Origin of the sequence: Paenibacillus sp. D9, from assembly GCF_001188365.1 — a bacterium.
Classification (GTDB): Bacteria; Bacillota; Bacilli; order Paenibacillales; family Paenibacillaceae; genus Paenibacillus_O; species Paenibacillus_O humicus.
In genome coordinates, this window is the sequence record NZ_JZEJ01000001.1 from 2446471 (window position 1) to 2463204 (window position 16734).

At 59.4% G+C, this 16734-nt stretch carries 12 protein-coding genes; 5 read left to right on the plus strand and 7 right to left on the minus strand.

Annotated elements, in window-relative coordinates:
- The first annotated feature begins 257 nt into the window (after positions 1-257).
- The 4 genes from VE23_RS25455 to VE23_RS11260 all read left to right on the plus strand — a co-directional run bounded on the left by VE23_RS25455 (position 258) and on the right by VE23_RS11260 (position 3916).
- Complete coding sequence (locus tag VE23_RS25455; protein ID WP_048746322.1) at positions 258-422, plus strand: DUF1328 domain-containing protein; 165 nt, start codon at positions 258-260, stop codon at positions 420-422.
- A 191-nt stretch (positions 423-613) separates the two neighbouring features.
- Complete coding sequence (locus tag VE23_RS11250; protein WP_049867992.1) at positions 614-2257, plus strand: bifunctional ADP-dependent NAD(P)H-hydrate dehydratase/NAD(P)H-hydrate epimerase; 1644 nt, start codon at positions 614-616, stop codon at positions 2255-2257.
- Positions 2258-2411: 154 nt separating this feature from the next.
- The gene (locus VE23_RS11255; RefSeq protein WP_232313272.1) at positions 2412-3242 is read left to right on the plus strand and encodes a lipase family protein; all 831 of its coding nucleotides are present in this window, start codon (positions 2412-2414) and stop codon (positions 3240-3242) included.
- Between the two features lie 293 nt (positions 3243-3535).
- Positions 3536-3916, plus strand: a complete 381-nt coding sequence (locus VE23_RS11260) for a helix-turn-helix domain-containing protein (protein WP_021879406.1) — start codon at positions 3536-3538, stop codon at positions 3914-3916.
- A gap of 235 nt (positions 3917-4151) precedes the next feature.
- Here VE23_RS11260 and VE23_RS11265 read toward each other — a convergent pair whose 3' ends face one another.
- On the minus strand, positions 4152-6110 hold the full coding sequence (locus VE23_RS11265; protein WP_048749036.1) for a stalk domain-containing protein: 1959 nt from the start codon (positions 6108-6110) through the stop codon (positions 4152-4154).
- Positions 6111-6372: 262 nt separating this feature from the next.
- Between VE23_RS11265 and VE23_RS11270 the strand changes: the two genes are divergently transcribed.
- Positions 6373-6870 (plus strand): DinB family protein, encoded by a 498-nt coding sequence (locus VE23_RS11270; protein WP_048749035.1) that lies wholly within the window; start codon positions 6373-6375, stop codon positions 6868-6870.
- 138 nt (positions 6871-7008) lie between these two features.
- Here the strand turns inward: VE23_RS11270 and VE23_RS11275 are convergent, their stop codons facing one another.
- The 6 genes from VE23_RS11275 to VE23_RS11300 all read right to left on the minus strand — a co-directional run bounded on the left by VE23_RS11275 (position 7009) and on the right by VE23_RS11300 (position 16570).
- The gene (locus VE23_RS11275) at positions 7009-7731 is read right to left on the minus strand and encodes an amino acid ABC transporter ATP-binding protein (RefSeq protein WP_021879403.1); all 723 of its coding nucleotides are present in this window, start codon (positions 7729-7731) and stop codon (positions 7009-7011) included.
- On the minus strand, positions 7728-8381 hold the full coding sequence (locus VE23_RS11280) for an amino acid ABC transporter permease (RefSeq protein ID WP_021879402.1): 654 nt from the start codon (positions 8379-8381) through the stop codon (positions 7728-7730). The genes VE23_RS11275 and VE23_RS11280 overlap by 4 nt, the downstream gene beginning before the upstream one ends.
- Before the next feature lie 21 nt (positions 8382-8402).
- Positions 8403-9233, minus strand: coding sequence for an ABC transporter substrate-binding protein (locus tag VE23_RS11285; RefSeq protein WP_049867993.1), 831 nt, complete (start codon positions 9231-9233; stop codon positions 8403-8405).
- Positions 9234-9535: 302 nt separating this feature from the next.
- Positions 9536-14146, minus strand: coding sequence for a M20/M25/M40 family metallo-hydrolase (locus VE23_RS27645; RefSeq protein WP_049867994.1), 4611 nt, complete (start codon positions 14144-14146; stop codon positions 9536-9538).
- 263 nt (positions 14147-14409) lie between these two features.
- Positions 14410-15354 carry an arginase gene (gene rocF, locus VE23_RS11295; protein ID WP_232313279.1) on the minus strand — a complete coding sequence of 315 codons (945 nt, stop codon included), beginning with the start codon at positions 15352-15354 and terminating at the stop codon, positions 14410-14412.
- Positions 15326-16570 carry an ornithine--oxo-acid transaminase gene (locus VE23_RS11300; RefSeq protein WP_048749139.1) on the minus strand — a complete coding sequence of 415 codons (1245 nt, stop codon included), beginning with the start codon at positions 16568-16570 and terminating at the stop codon, positions 15326-15328. The genes rocF and VE23_RS11300 overlap by 29 nt, the downstream gene beginning before the upstream one ends.
- Between the last annotated feature and the right edge of the window lie 164 nt (positions 16571-16734).

The following is a 16734-nucleotide window of genomic DNA, read 5'->3' on the forward strand; positions in this document are numbered from 1 at the left end:
TGCGTCCTGGGCAATGTCGCGCCTCCCGCCCCTTTCTCCCGCCCTATCTCGTCATGCCCTTGTCTCTCGCAATATCTTGTCATAGATGTAGGAAAATTTAGGCATGCCCTCTGTTGTTTCGGCCCCTGCGGGCTCGGTTAATACTGCTACAACAGCGGACGGCACAGTCGTCCGGCGGGTTTGACAGAAGGGCAGGCATCCAGTCCTGCCCGGCTGTCGAATCCGTAAACTAACTTATGAAGGGTACGGTGAATCCCATGTTGAGATGGGCAGTTATTTTCCTTATCATCGCCATCGTGGCGGCAATCTTCGGTTTCGGCGGCATCGTCGGCGCAGCGGCAGGCATTGCCAAGGTCCTCTTCTTCATCTTCCTGATCCTGTTCGTCATCTCGCTCATTACGGGCCGGAGAACAACCCCTTAACGGGGCAGCGCGAACGGATAAGCAGCAGGCCGAAGCCCGTCCGGTCCCGGACGGGCCTACGCCGGAAAGCTTTCGCTTCCTTCGGGAAGCGGAAGCTTTTTTTGCGTTCCGGAACAAGGATTTTATTGAAGGAATCCGAACCAGGGTAAGAGAGGTAGGGAAGCAGCAGCCTCGAGAAGGAGGAGATGACTATGAATCTCGCAACCGCACAGCAAAGGCGCCGCCTGGAAGAGAAAGCGATGGAAGGCGGTCTCCTGACGGCGGCGACTCTGATGGAGAACGCCGGCCGCGCATTGGCCGAGGCGGTATACCGATTCGCCCTCGGCCATGAGCTTGAAGGCCCGTATGCCCGGCGCTTGCCGGGAAGTCCGGGCACAGGCGCTGTCCGCAGCTGCCGGTCCGGCGTCCATACGATCAGCAACAGCGGCGAGGTACGGCCATGGGCCATTCTGACGGGCAAGGGCCGCAACGGCGGGGACGGCCTCGCGGCCGCCAGGCATCTCGCGCTGCTCGGCGTGCCGGCGCGCATCGTCTATTCCGCTCCTCCGGAGCAGCTGGACGAGGAAGCCGTCCGCCAGCGCCGGCTGCTGCACAAGCTTCCGGCTGCGCTCCAGCCGGATGAACAAGTCTACGAGCCGGGCGCAATCGACTGGAACGGCTTCGGAGGCATCGTCGATGCCCTGCTCGGAACCGGTACGGTCTCCGGCCCGCTCCGCGAGCCCGTCGCCTCGCTGATCCGCGAAGCGAACGGCAGCGGCTTGCCGATCGTCTCGGCCGATCTGCCGAGCGGCGTCGAACCGGATACAGGCGCCGTATCGGATCCCTGCATCCAGGCTTCGGCTACCGTCGCCTTCGGCCTCGCCAAGATCGGCCTGGCCCAATATCCAGGCGTCGGAATGGCCGGCGACGTCCTCGTCGCTCCGATCGGCGCCTCTCTCGATGCTGCGGCCCTGGGCTTGCCAGCCGTCCATATGCTGTCTGAACGCGTGCTGCGGAATGCGCTGGGGGAGGAGCCGGATGACCGACGTCAGGCCGACAGCAACAAAGGGACGTACGGCCATGTGCTGACGGCTGCGGGAAGCCGCCTCATGAGCGGAGCCGGCTTGCTCTGCGCGACAGCCGCGCTGCGCTCAGGAGCCGGTCTCGTCACCTGGGCGCTGCCGGACCGCATGGCGGAAGCCGTCATCGGCCTGCGCCCGGAGCTCATGCTGGCTGCGCTTAACGATGGAGGCAGCGGCGGCTGGCAGGAAGTCGATCCCGTCGAGCTCGCCTCCGCGGCTGCGGAGATGGACTCGCTCGTCCTCGGCCCCGGCCTCGGCAAGCTTCCTCCCGGCTGGCTGCGACGGCTGTGGGAAGCTCTGCCGGAATCGCTGCCGCTCGTGCTGGATGCCGATGCGCTGAACCATCTCGCCGCAGAAAAGGACTTCGCTTCCTGGCCCCGCCGCCAGGGCGGCGTCGTCCTCACCCCGCATCCCGGCGAGATGTCCAGACTGACCGGATGGTCCACGCCGGAAGTGCAGCGGAACCGCATCGAAGCAGCCCGGCGCTACGCCTCCGGTCACGGGGTCACGCTTGTTCTGAAGGGAGTCCGCACCGTCATCGCGGCTCCGGACGGCACCTGCTTCGTGAATCCGACCGGCAATGCGGGCATGGCGACCGGCGGCACCGGGGACGTGCTCGCAGGCATCATCGGCAGTCTGCTCGCCCAAGGAAAGAGCCCGGCAGCCGCAGCCGCTCTCGGCGTCTGGCGCCATGGAGCGGCGGGAGACCGCGCCGCAGCCGTCCGCCGCTTCCCGGCCTCCCTGATTGCCGGAGATTTGATCGAGCATCTGTAGGCCGGCAGAAGCGCGGGGGTGCTTTCCAGGTTTCATTCCGGCACATCTCCGTCTGCGCTTATTCTCCGCTCCCAGCCCTCGTCCATAGGCGCATATCCTTGGCCGTCTGCATATAATGCATACACAAGCATACAGCGGCAAAGGAGTTGGAAGCGTGAGCAGAGAGGTCAAACTGAGCAGCGCCTCCCCGGAGATGGATCCCCGCACCGCTCTCTTTCTCGCGGCGATGTGCGGGCAGACTTATATGCAGCTCCAAGGCATGGGAACGATCCGGCTTCCGGAGGAATATGAGCTTGTCGGCACCTTTCAAGCCGGAGGCTTGAACGGGTATTCCCAGCCGTTCGGATTTGTCGCGAAGTCGGCCCGCGCTTCCATTCTCGCCTTCCGCGGCACCAGCTCCACCTTGGAATGGATCACCGATTTCATGGCCGATCAGGTGGACTTCGATCTCATCCCCGAAGGCGGAGCTACTCACCGCGGATTCACGGAGCTGTACCGCAGCGCCAGGCCGCAAGTCATGGAGCTGCTGCGCCAAGCTCCGGCCGGCAATCCGCTGTTCGTGACCGGACACAGCCTCGGCGGCGCGCTGGCCACCCTGGCGGCGGTCGATCTGGCGGAGAACAGCGATTTCTCCGCTCCCGTCGTGTATACGTTCGCAGCGCCCCGTGTCGGCAATCCGGTATTCGTCGCCGCATACAACAAGGCGGTTCCCCAAAGCTTCCGCATCGCCAACAAGGACGATATCGTCGTCCACCTGCCTCCGCTCGTCTATCAGGATCCGCGAACCAAGACGATCTACTATTACTCGCATGTCCGCCATTCGAGCGAGCTTGATTTCAAAGGCGGCGGCATATCGGGAAACCATGTGCTGAGCAGCTACTTCCGCGCGCTCGCGCTGGAGGAGCCCGAATTCGTCGACGCCATGTGCATGGATCCGATCGGCTGGTGTCCTTCTCCGAGCCTTCCGGGCGAAGGCGGGAAGTAGCAACCACAGGCAAGCCCGATCCGCCCTGCAGCCGTCGGAACATCATGGGAGCTCAGCTGCCGCAGCGCCCAGTCAGGGAGCCGCCTGCTCTCTGCCTGCGAGTTGCCTGCGAGTTGTCTGCGAGCTGTCTGCGAGCTGTCTGCAAGCTGCCTGCCGAGATGTGAATGCTGCCTCATCGAAGCCAGTCGTTTCATCCAAGCATGCAGTCGCAAGCGTGCCCGTTCTCCGGTACAATAGAAAAACGAGCGGCCGTCTCCCGGCCGCCTTTTTTCGATCGGAGGAATGATGGCGCCATGTCCAAGCCTGACCACCCCGTCTCCGCTCCGGAGCCGGCTATCGGAGGCCGGCTCCGGGAGCTGCGGCTTGTTCGAGGATGGACGCAGCAGCAGCTGGCCGACGTTCTCGGAATCGCCAAGTCGACCGTCTCCCAATACGAGAACAACGTGAACGAACCGGATCTTCGGATGCTTGCCCGCCTCTGCCGGCTGTTCGAGGTGTCCTCTGACGATCTGCTCGGACTGCAAGCGGCCGCCGGCTCCCTCCCCGATTGTCTCAACGTCGAGCTCCGGGGGCTGACTGCCGATGAAGGAGCCTTTCTGCAAGCAAGCCTGGAGGCTTACCGCATGGCCGTCGCCAGGAAGGAAACAAACGCGGAACGCAGGCCTCTGCGGTAAGGCTTCAGGATAAGGGGTCAAGATCCGGCCGGGACGGCAATAACGCCAGCGACCGCCCTGCCTGGCCATATGAGAATGGCCAGGCTCCTTGGATGGATCCAGCCGCGTCGGAGCGCGATGACATCCGCTTACCTCCGTACATGCCATCGTTTGGGAAAAGCAAAAACCGTCCGGAAAACCGGACGGTTTTTTGCGGCTTTGAATCAAACCTTGGATCAGGCCTGAACCGGATCGATCAGCCTTTCACAGCCGGCATCGGCTGGAACATCATCGTTATCGGCAGGTTGCTGCCCGAGGCGATCATGTAGACAAGCTCCACCGTTTCCTGCGTGTTTCCGGAACGGTAGATGACGGCGGCTTCGTTCTGGTCCTTCAGCTGGTCATTGTTCGTAACCGGCACCAGCTGCCCGTTGACGAGGAAACCTCCCGCATACAATCCTCCCCTTGGATTGAGGGAGACGATCGTGCGCGGCGCCAAGGTCACTTTCATTTTGTAAAGGACGCCGAAATTGCCGACATTGTACTGCAGCGTTCCGGTCGTGTTGTCGTAGCCGTCCAGGTAGGGATCCAGCACGTTGTCGCCGAGCACGACGCGCTCGTCCTTCGTGCCGAGGACGCCGTCGATCTGGATGTCGCGGGTCGTATTGTTGAAAGAGCCGCGCGTATGGATTCCGTCGGCCGGCATCAGCTCCATGGAATCCAGGTTCTGCAGCGGATCCTTGCCGTCCGCGACAACGACGACGCGGAAGCGGAGCGTCTGGTCGGCGGCGACATCCGCGTAGGCCGAGTACACCATTCCCGGCTTGATCGCCGACTCGGAGATTTGCGGCAGCACTTTCAGCGACTGTCCCGGCTTCACCTGCGTCGTCACCGCTGCGCCATTGGCCTGCAGAGCACTCAGGTAACGCACAGTGGACAGCTTGCCGGTACGGATCTCGGACGGATCCGGTCCGCCGGTGCCGACCGCTCCCACGCTGAAGTTCGCCGGCATATTGCCTTCGTTCGTAACGACGAGGTACATGCGGACATTGTAGCTGAGCGTGTTCTTGTTATGGAAGAGGAAGCGGATATTGCCGGAGAACTGGTCATCGTACGCGATGCCCTCCTGCTTCCACAGCTCCGGGCTGTTGCTCCGGATCATCCGGGACGGCTCCGACTGGAAATCATAAGACAAAGTCGGAATACTCAGCACCGCTCCTCCGTCCACTTTGTACTTCTCTCCGACAGGAGTGAACAGCATGCCGAACTCCGTCTCCGTGTAGAGCACTTCATTCGAAATGGTGATCGTCTTGCTCACCGTCGAGGTGAGGCCTTGCGTATCCGTCACGCTCAGCGTGATTGTTTTTTCTCCCGGCTCGAAATAGCCCAGCTGGCGCCCGGTCCACTTCGTCTTGGCCGGATCGATCGCGTTGTTGTCGTCCGTGCTGAGATCCGTGAACTGAACCTGCTCGCCTTGACGGTAGACTGTCTTGTCTGTCGAGAAGTCCGCCACCGGCGGCATGTTCACCGGAAGGACCTGCACAGTCACCGAGTACGGATCGCTCCAGGTGCCGGCGGAATCCTGAACACGCCTTGTCACCGTATACGTTCCCGCCGCGGCGAATACATCCTGGCGGCCGGTCCATTCTTCATTCTGCATCGGCAGCCCGGCCGGCGAAGCATATTGGTCCACATATTGGACAGGATCGCCAGCGTACAGAGGCTGCGGCGTCACCTGGAACGCTGCGCTGGGCGTCGACTGCTGCCAGGTCAGCGTGACCGTCTTGCCGGAGAAGGCGATCTTGCTCTCGGATATGAGCGCCCAGGTGCGGATCGGAATCATGAGCGATCCTTTCAAGGAGTAGGCGGGCGCTTCTCCCGTCCATTTCGTGCCGTTGACAAGGATATCCTTCGTGTTCATCTTGAACCGGATCTCGCCCTTGGCGCTGATCGCGATGGATTCCTTCGTCTTGGCATCGTACGAGACCTGATAGCCGTACAGCTTGGCAAGCGAGCTGAAGGCGGCGTAGGAGTAGTCCTTGCTGATCGTAAGCGGCTGCACCGCGTTGTAAGGAGCGCCGTTGATCATCATTTTGGTGCTGTTTTTGGTCAGAACGAGCGTCTGGGCTCCGTCCAGAGGGCTGGCATTCGCGCTGCCGCCGTACACAGGAAGCAATAACAAGGAAAGCATGAGCAGCCATTTCATCGGTTTCATGGATCGGGTCTCCTTTGATTCTAATCGGTAAAAAAAGGCCGAGTCGCTTATCGCACTTAGAGTAAAACGCAGTTCCGATGGAAATGTTGCGAAATCTGGGATATTTATCAATGAGCGCAAGCTAAAAAATGCCGTCGTTGTGGACGGCGAAAGAAAGGTCGATTCATCCCGTGGACAAGTACTCTTGAATATTAGTACCAAGTCCTAATACCTTGATGTACAATGGGCTGAAAGGACCAACCGTATATGGAGGCGATAGAGCATGGAGGATTTGAAGCCCTATTTGCACGCAACAAGAATGAAGCTGCTGCAGGAGATCTCAGCTCTGACCGACGATGAATTCAATGGGATGGCCGGGAGCGGCAAGTGGAGCATCGCTCAGGTATGCCACCACTTGTTGAAGACGGAAAAGCTGTTCCTCAAAGCCCTTTCCTTCGGAGTTGAACATGGCGACCGTTTGCAGCCCGCCCGAAAACCGATTCAGAGCGTCTCGGACCGGTCCGAGAAATTTCCAGCCCCCAAAGTCTCGGAACCCGATGCCGGCCCCTTTCAGGTTGCTCAGATCGTCCAGCAATTGAACGATTCCCGATCAAATTTCATCGGCTTTCTGGATAGTATCGAACCTAAGTCCAAGTTGAAGGAAATAGCTGTGAATCATCCCCGGTTCGGCGATCTGCCCTTGGATCAATGGGTTGAGCTGCTGTATCTGCATGAGCAGCGGCATATCGAGCAAATCAAAGACCTTAAATCCTCGAGCTGATTCGGTGCTGCCTTAACGCCTCGCCGTTCCGATGATCTTCAGGCAGAAGCGGATTCGGAACAGGATCGATGGACAGGAAGGCAAAAAAACCATGAAAGCCCCAGGGCTTTCATGGTTCGGTTGATGCTCAGTCCCCGCTTATAGAACTTTGGAAAGGAATTCGCGCGTGCGCTCATGCTGCGGTGCGGCAAACACCTCACGGGGATTGCCTTCCTCTACGATATAACCGCCGTCCATGAAGATCAGGCGGTCGGCGACTTCCCGGGCAAAGCCCATCTCATGGGTGACGATGATCATCGTCATGCCCTGCTGGGCCAGCTTCTTCATGACGTCGAGCACTTCGCCGACCATCTCGGGATCCAGCGCGGAGGTCGGCTCGTCGAAGAGCATGACATCCGGCTGCATGGCGAGCGCGCGGGCGATCGCGATGCGCTGCTTCTGGCCGCCGGACAGGCTGTCGGGACGGGCATCGCGCTTGTCCTCGAGGCCGACCGTGCGCAGCAGCTCAAGCGCGATCTTTTCGGCCTCTTCCTTGCCGAGCCCCTTCACCTTGCGCGGAGACACGGTCAGGTTGTCCAGAACCGACATATGCGGAAACAGGTTGAAGTGCTGGAACACCATGCCCATCTTCTGGCGGATGGAGTTCAGATCCTTCTGGGCGCCCGTCACGTCGCGGCCCTCGAAGCGGATCGTGCCGCCGGTCGGCTCCTCGAGCCGGTTCAGGCAGCGCAGGAACGTGCTCTTGCCGGAGCCGCTCGGGCCGATGACCGCTACGACCTCGCCCTTGCTGATGGTCGAGCTGATGCCCTTCAGCACCTCGTTTTTGCCGAACGACTTGCGGAGCTCTTGAATTTCAATCATCGTTGGCCCATCCTCCTCTCAAGCAAGATAAGCAGGCGGGACAGCGTGAAGGTCATGATGAAGTAGATGCCGCCTGCGACCAAAAGCGGCTCGAACGAGCGGAACGTGACGCCCTGGATCGTCCGGGCGTTGTACAGCAGCTCGGCGAGGCCGACGACCGAAATGAGCGAGGAATCCTTGATGATGACGATAAGCTCGTTGCCTATGGCCGGCAGCATGTTGCGGAAAGCCTGCGGCAGCACGATGAGCCGCATCGTCATGCCGCGGGACATCCCGAGGGAGCGGGCCGCTTCGGTCTGGCCTTTGTCGATGGCCTGGATGCCCGCCCTGAATACTTCCGCCATATAAGCGGCGCTGTTGATCGTCAAGGCGACGACGCCCGCGACGAATGCCGGCAGGTTGATGCCGACCGTAGGCAGCGCGTAGTAGATGATCAGAATCTGCACGAGCATAGGGGTGCCGCGGATGATCTCGATGTACGTTACCGCCAGGAATTTGAGCACCCAGATCCGGGAAAGGCGGACAAGGGCAAGCAATACGCCGAAGAAAGTGCCGAACAGCACTCCCAAAACGGAAAGACGGAGCGTAAGCCAGGCTCCGTCCACAAAGTAAGACCAGTATCCGTTGAGTGCGGAAAAATCGAGATTCATTTTATTCGCACCATCCGTTCCTTATTTTCCGACCAGTTCATTGGCTTCGACGACGAAGCGGTCGATCTCTCCGCTTTCCTTCAGACGGTCGATCGTTTTGTTGATGGAATCGACGAGCTCCTGGTTGCCTTTCTTGATGGCGATGGCGGAGCCCGCTTCATCTGCCGATTGCTCGATCTTCACATTCGTAAGGGCGACTGTATCCTGGGCTTTGACGTACTGGTCGGCAACCGGCTTCTCCAGGATCAGAGCGTCCACGCGGCCCGAATTCAGCTCCAGGATCAGTTCCGGGATCTTGGCGATCGAAGTCAGCTTGGCGCCTTCGATTTCTTTGGCGATCCCTTCTTGGATCGAACCTTTTTGGACGCCGATTTTTTTGCCTTTCAGATCGTCCAGCGTGTTGAAGCTTCCTTCGTTTCCTTTTTTGGCGAGCACGCCTTGATCGGCCATATAGTAGATTTTCGAGAAGTCGACGGCTTTGGCGCGCTCCTCGGTAGGCGTCATGCCCGAGATGACGAAATCGACTTTGCCCGTATTGAGCGACAGCAGCAGGCCGTCAAAGTCCATGTCCTTGATTTCCAGCTTCGCGTTGAGATCCTTGGCGATTTCCTTGGCGATCTCGATGTCGAAGCCGACGATCGTGTCTTTGCCGTCAACCGTTTTGTGGAATTCGTACGGCGCATAATCCGCGCTCGTGCCGAGCACCAGCGTTTTTTGCTCCGTGCCCGCATTCGTATTCTCGGCTGCGCCCGTGTTCGCGGCACCGCCCGCATTGCTTTCGACGTTGCCCTTCTGGCCGCATGCGGTCAGCACCAGCATGGCCGCGATCGCTACTGTCCAAACCTTCTTCATGATCATCTCTCCTGCCTCTATTTAATCGATGTGGAGCGGGCTTAACCCGTCCGATGGCTATGCAAAAGTAAATATGCGAAAAAACGAATAAATAATTACGAATGCCAGTATAACACCGATAATAAGCAATCACAACGTCTAAAGCATAAGTTTCAAAATGATGCCATTTCCGACTTTTTATGATGTAGTTATTTAGGAATAAAGATATTTATTCATGCTCTCTTGCTATTTATGGTTTCAAGCAGAAATGAACAAGGAAAGAACTGTTCGGAACAGTTCTTTCCTTCATTCACTTCAATCCGTTAGGACACGTGGAGCAGCCGGCTGATGATGACGGCTGCCTGAGCGCGGTTGGCCTTGCCTTTCGGCTCAAATCCGCCGTTGCCAGTGCCTGTAAGGATTCCTTTTTCACTGAGCAGCGCTACGGAAGGCTTGGCATAGGAAGCGATCTTGCCGCTGTCTTTGTAGGCTGCAAGCGCTGCAGAGGCATCAGCCGCTGCGATGCCGCCGGCCAGCTTCAATGCATTCGCGGCCATGATCGCCATCTCTTCCCGCGTAATCGCCCGGCCGGGCTCGAACTTTCCGTCTCCCGTACCTTTGACGATGCCAGCCTGCACAGCGGCAGCGACAGCGTCATAATACCAGGCATTCCGGTTGACGTCGCCGAACGACAGGCTCGCCGATCCGCTCGGCAGGTTGAGCGCCCGCACGAGCATGGTCAGGAACTCGGCGCGGGTTACTTCTTTTTTAGGAGCGAAGCTGTTGTCATCCAGCCCTTTGATGATGCCCTTGGCGTACAGCTCTGCGATTGCATCCCCGGCCCACGAGCCGACGGTGTCGAGATCGCGGAAGCTGTGGGCCGGCGCCGGCGTCGGAGAAGCCGAAGGCTGAACCGAAGGCGATGGAGCCGGCGTCGCGCTTGGTGTCGGCGTAGGCGTTACGGTCGGTGCCGGAGTCCAAGGATTCAACGTTGGCGCAGGCGTCGGCGTTGGATCTGCCGGTGTCGGCGTCGGATCTGCCGGTGTCGGCGTCGGATCTGCCGGTGTCGGCGTCGGATCTGCCGGTGTCGGCGTCGGATCTGCCGGTGTCGGCGTCGGATCTGCCGGTGTCGGCGTCGGATCTGCCGGTGTCGGCGTCGGATCTGCCGGTGTCGGCGTCGGATCTGCCGGTGTCGGTAGGATTATCGGCGGCGTTTCGCCGTTGCCGTCATCCATCGAGCCCTCCGCAGCGGCAGGAGCGGCTGCATAGAGCGCATTAGCCAACAGGCGATATTGGGCTTGCGGATGCGCTTTGTTGGTCAGCTCTCCGGCAAAGACAGTTACGTTCAGAGCATTTTTGTTCAGCTTGAAGCCCATGACCTTGCCTTTGACGGCCTCATGCCCAGGCCACCAGCCTGCAAGGAAGAAGTCGTCTGCAGCACTTGCCGAGGCAAGAATTTCGGCGCCTTCCGGAACGGATTTCACATAAGAGCCGGACTGAGTGTACAGGTAATCATTCGCTTGGTAAGGAGCCGTGATGACGCTGTTCTGATTGAGAATCGCTTTAAACAGGCCTTCATGGGTGCTGCCCGTCGTTGCGAAGTCGAATCCAGGCAGCAGGCCCGTTTGCTTGAGCGTGCTCATCGCAGAGCGGCCGTAACCAATGAATGGCTTGCCTGCCTCGATGGCGGCCTTGCTTCCGCTCGTATTGACGAGCACGTCTGCCTCAGGCTGGCTGGCAGCAATTCTGAAACCAAGATCCTTCAGCACAAACGCCGGAACTCCGGACGCAGATACCGAGATGGATTTCAAAAGCTTGCCCTCCGCCTTCTGCGAATACTGCGAATACCAAGGAACGGTGCTTAAGGAATACTTGTCTTTGACAAGCTTGAGGTTGGCATAGGACACCAGATAATCGCCTGTCTCATACCCCGGCCCCCCGTAAGTCAGCAGCGTTACCGACTTGCCGGCGCCCGCAAGCTCGTTAACGGCTCGAATCGCGTCGTTGTTGCTGCTTCGGATGACATAATGGGAAGCCGTGCCTTCCACGCTCGTTGCCGGCTTTGCAGCGGAGGCCGCCGGAGCCGTCTTGCCGGTAAAAGCATCCTTCGCAAATACCGCGTAGCGGTCGAAACCTCTCATATAAGAGAAGCTTTGCACGATGTCGGCATACATCTCGCTGAAATCGGAGACGTCGATGCCGTCGTACAGCACGAGATTGGCGAAGCTGCGCTTGGCTTGATGCATAGGAACAAGATAAGTGCCTTTAGGATAAGTTCTTCCTTCAATGGTGACGTAATCGGTCGTCTTCTCGACCTTGACGCTGTTGCGGATCAGATAGTTCACCATGTTGACCGCTTCGAGCGCGTTTTTCTGGTTGGACTCGTCCACTGGAAGGACATAGTATTCCGGGAAGAAGCTTTTGCCCTCGGCGCGCGGGCGGCCGATGGACTCATGCTTGGCATTGACCAGGTACTTGTCGACAGCCGGGCTGTCCACGTTCTCGATGCCGCGCTTGTACACCTCCAGCTGGTTCAGGAACAGCTTCTGCTTGTTCGCCATGACGTAATCCGTCGAGGCGAGCGCGGTATACAGCAGCGCCGTCGTGGAATCTTCATTCAGTTCCGGAATCTCGATCGTATGGCCGAGAGCGCCTTGGTGCATGGCGAATACGGCGGTGTAGGCGGGAGAAGCATCATCCCAGCCCGTCGCGTTGGCGATCGGCTTGTAGCTCGGGTCTGCGGCCGCTTTTTCGGCTTCCAGATATGGGATGTGGTACACATCATACTTCGTGTTGGCGACAGCCGCGCGGCCCATGGCATCGGCTTGCTCCACCATGCTGTCGATCAGCAGGTCGTAGTCGATGTTCGGATCATGGGGAGGCGTGCACGGCTCGATCAGGAACTGGCCGACGAACCCATGGAAGTCCAGGAAGGACAGCGGCGACCACTTGGCGATCTCGCTGGCGACGATCTGCGTCTCCGGCTGGGTCTGGTACGAGTTGTCGCGGTTCAGGTCGAAGCCGTTGGCATTGGCCCGCGTATTGAGGTAGCGGCCGTCCGGATTCTGCGTGTAGTTGAGCAGGAAGATGACATCGTCCAGCGCATCCGCCACGTCGAAGCTTACCTGGCGCGCTGCGCCGGAGCTGTCGGTCGTGTCGTACTGGATCGTGTCCTTCTTGGTCATTTCCTCAAAGAAGTTCAGGATCGCATCCACGCCCGGAGCTTCGTCCGGATGGATGTTGTTGATCCAGACCGGCACCTTGTAGTCCGTCAGCTTGCCGCTGCGGATCTTCTCCTGCAATCCGGCCGGATCGTTGATCATGGCTGGCAGCGTCTCGTTCACATACTGGTCGACGGACGCCTTGTCCTTGGCCAGAATCGTAAAGTTGATGTCGCGGCCCTGGACGGACTTGCCGAGCACGCGGGTCTCGATGTAGCGGCCGCTCTTCGCGCCCGCCGTAATGCGGTCGATCTCAGGCTTGATTTCGTCATAAGTGCGGTAGGTGTCATAGACGTTCAGCTTGATCGGCGCCGAAGCGACCGCCCCTTCCGCGCCGGAAACCATCAGCTCGTTCGTGCCGAGCAGCTTCGGATACAGCTGGCGGTAGGGGGTGCCGGACACGTTGACGCGGTCATAAGGCAGATCGAACGTGATCCTGGCGGTAAGATGGCGTCCGCTTACGACCGGCTTGCCTTCCAGATAGATGAAGGGATCTCCGGAATAATCGCCTTTTTGCGCATTGTATTTCTTCCAGTCGCTGAGAGGCTTGCCTCCATAGGTCCAATTCAGATAGACGGCATCCGTCGCGGAGATTCCCCCCGGAAGAGCGAAATCGGCCGTGATCGTGCGCTTCTCGGTAATCGAGGCCTTGTCGCTGCTCAAGGTCAGCTTGTTGGACGGCTCCTCGATCTCCAGCAGCAGGTTCGTAAGAACGGACGAGAAGGTGCTCAGACGTTCCTCGATCCGGCCGGGATAGTTGGCGCTCAGATACGCCAGCGTATCCTTGGCGGTATGCCAGATGGCCCCGTCCTGCACGGTCTGGGTGTAACCGTCCTTGTCGCCCAGCGCCCAATTGGTCGCTTCCAGATAAGCGTAAGGAATTCCGGCGCTCTTGAACGGAGCATGGTCGCTCCAGTCGCCGGTCGTTCCGGCCGGATACTCGGGATTATCCCCGCCCTGCGTCTGCAGGTTCAGCCCGAGCTTGCCGGCGATGGCCAGCGCTTGATCGCGAACAAAGCCGCCCTTCCCGGCAGATCCGTAGACGTACATATTGTCCCCGGCAGCGAGGCTGTCCAGGTTGATCATGGCGACGGTATTGGCCTTGTCGGCTTCGGACATGGCGGCCACATAGGCTTTGGAGCCCTGCAGGCCGGCTTCCTCGGAACCGAATGCGATGAACTTGATCGTATAAGGAACGGTCTGCTGCGATACCGCTTTAGCAGATTCAAGCATGACGGCGACGCCGGACGCATTGTCGTCCGCGCCGCGGCTAGGCGCCTTCACGGAATCGTAATGAGCGCCGACGATGATCGTGCGCGGCGATTCGCCATGCTTCTCGGCGACGACATTATAGCTTTTGCCGCCGTTCTTGGCGTTGTACACGAACTCGGTGACGGTCGGGCTGTATCCCATGGCGGCGAACTCGTCCCGGATATAATCCCGCGCCTCGTTTTCTTTGGCGGAACCGGCCGGCCTCGTGCCGATCGTTTCCGTGAGATTGAGCATGTACCGGTACGCCTCGTACCCCGGCGCTCCCTGCACAAGAGATCCGTCAAGCGGAGCACTCGTTTCTGCGGCCGTCGTTTGGACGGTCGCCGCCTCATAAGTCTCCGGCAGCGCGGCGGATGCCGCAGGAGTCAGCAGCGATGCAAGCATCGAACCGGCAATAACGGCAGACAACAGCTTTCTGTTCAGCTTCAAGCGGCTGGACAAAATTACATTCCCCCTTAGGTATGTATACAATATACAAAACACTGTATAACGTATGGTAGGAATTATAACATTGCGATCCCATTCTCTCAATCTATCTTCTCAAATATTACGATTTGGTATACGATTCGATATTTACCGACCTGAATCGCTTTTTTATGCGATGAAAATCTACCAAACAGCAACCAAACAGCCTATTAAACCCCTCTTTTTGCAAGGGGCTGCCCCGTATAATCATGCAGCAGCCCGCATCGCAGCCCTTCTGCCTATAAAATACGCTTACCGAGCAAGGAAGCCGCGAGCTCAACCGCTGCCCTGGCCGTCCGGCGCGCAGGATCCAGGATCGGATTGACCTCCACCAGCTCCAGCGAAGTGGCGATTCCGCTTTCCGCCAGCAGCTCCAGCGCATAATGGGCTTCACGGTAGCTCAGACCTCCGGGAACCGGCGTTCCTACGCCCGGCGCCTGCATGGGGTCGAGACAATCCAGGTCGAAGCTGACATGGACGCCGTCGGTATTCCGGCCTGCCGCGGCGATCGCTTGTTCCATGACCGCATGGATGCCCATCCGGTCAATCTCATGCATCGTGAAGCAAGTCATGCCGGACGAGCGGATGAACTCCTTTTCACCGGGATCCAGGTCCCTTACTCCGACGAGAACGACATTCTCGGGCCGGATCAACGGACCTGCTCCCGGAATGTCCGCCAGCGTGAAGGAGCCGTGTCCGACCGCAGCAGCCAGAGCCATGCCGTGCATGTTGCCCGAGGGGGTCGTGCCTTCGTGGTTCAAGTCCCCATGCGCATCGAACCAGATGACGCCCAGCTTGCCGTAATGTCCGCTGAGTCCGGCCAGCGTTCCGATGGCGACGCTGTGGTCTCCCCCGAGCACGAGCGGAAAAGCCCCCGAGCTGACGCTCCGATACACTTTCTCGCCGACCAGCCCAGCCATTTCCGCCACCTCGGCCTTATGCTTCATCAAGCATCCGGGTGCGGCAGGCTCCGCAGCATCTCCCGGAACGTCGACTTCCCATTCCTCCGCGAGCTCCAGCTCCATCGCCTTCAGCTGCCGCTTGAGTCCGGCCTCGATGATGCTCTCCGGTCCAAGCTCCGTGCCCGCACGGCCCCCGCCGAGCCAGAAAGGCACCTTGATCAGCTGAATCTTGCGCTGCCCGCTCCGCAGCCGCTCATTCATGTCCGTCGCCATGTTCATCATCGTTACCGTCTCCTTTGTCGTCGATGTCGGCTTCAAGCACTTCCGCCAGTCTTGCCAGCGCCCAGTCGATCTCCTCCTCGGCAATGACGAGAGGCGGAGCTAGACGGATCGTCGTATCATGCGTTTCCTTGCATAGAAGGCCCCTGGACATCAAAGCTTCGCAATACGGCCGCGCGGGACGGTCCAGCTCGATGCCGATGAACAGTCCGCGGCCGCGGATTTCCCGGATGCGGGGACTTTGAATCGCATGCAGCCTTTCCAGCAAATAAGCTCCCAGACGCTCGGAACGCTCCGCCAGAGCTTCATCCTCCAGAACGTCCAGCGCCGCGGAAGCGACCGCGCAGGCAAGCGGGTTGCCGCCGAATGTGGACCCGTGCGAGCCCGGCTCGAACACCCCGAGCACATCTTCATCCGCCGCCACGGCCGAGATCGGCATGATGCCGCCGCCGAGCGCCTTGCCCAGCACGTACATGTCCGGCTCCACCTCTTCCCAATCGCAGGCAAAGCGCCTGCCGGTGCGGCCGAAGCCGGTCTGGATCTCGTCGGCGATCATCAGCATGCCGCGGCGGCTGCACAGCTCCCGGATCCCGCGCAGGTAGCCGTCCGGAGGAATGACGATTCCCGCCTCTCCCTGGATCGGCTCGATGAGCACGGCGGCGGTATGGTCCCCGACCGCCGCCTCCATCGCCTCCAGATCGCCGTAAGGAACGAGCTTGAAGCCCGGCAGGAAAGGGCCGAATCCGCTCTTGTACTCCTCGCTCGAAGAAAAAGAGGTGATGGCGAGCGTTCTTCCATGGAAGTTGCCCGTGCAGACGATGATTTCCGCCTGATCCTCGTGAATTCCCTTGACTGTGTAGCCCCAGCGGCGGGCGGCCTTCAGCGCCGTCTCCACCGCCTCGGCTCCCGTATTCATGGCCAGTATTTTCGGCTTGCCCGTGAAGTCGGCCAGCTTGCCGTAGAAAGCAGCCGCCGCGTCATTGTGGAACGCCCGGGAAGTCAGCGTCACCTTGGCAGCCTGGTCCTGCAGCGCCCGGATCAGCGCCGGATGGCGATGGCCATGGTTCAGTGCCGAATAAGCGCTCAGCATGTCCATGTAGCGCTCGCCTTCCGGGCTGTGCACCCAGACGCCGGAGGCCTTCTCGATGACGATGGGCAGAGGGTGGTAATTGCGGGCGGCATGCCGCTCGGATAAAGCGATGGCTTCTGCGGATTGCATGTTTTTCCTCTCCTTATAAATGCATATTGTATTTTGTATACAATATGACGGATAAAAAATCCCGGATGCCGCGAAACATCCAGGCGCCCTGCCTCCACCCGGCCAAAAAAGATCCGGACGGTTAAAACACGCTTCATTTGTATACAATATACAAGGATGGAAGC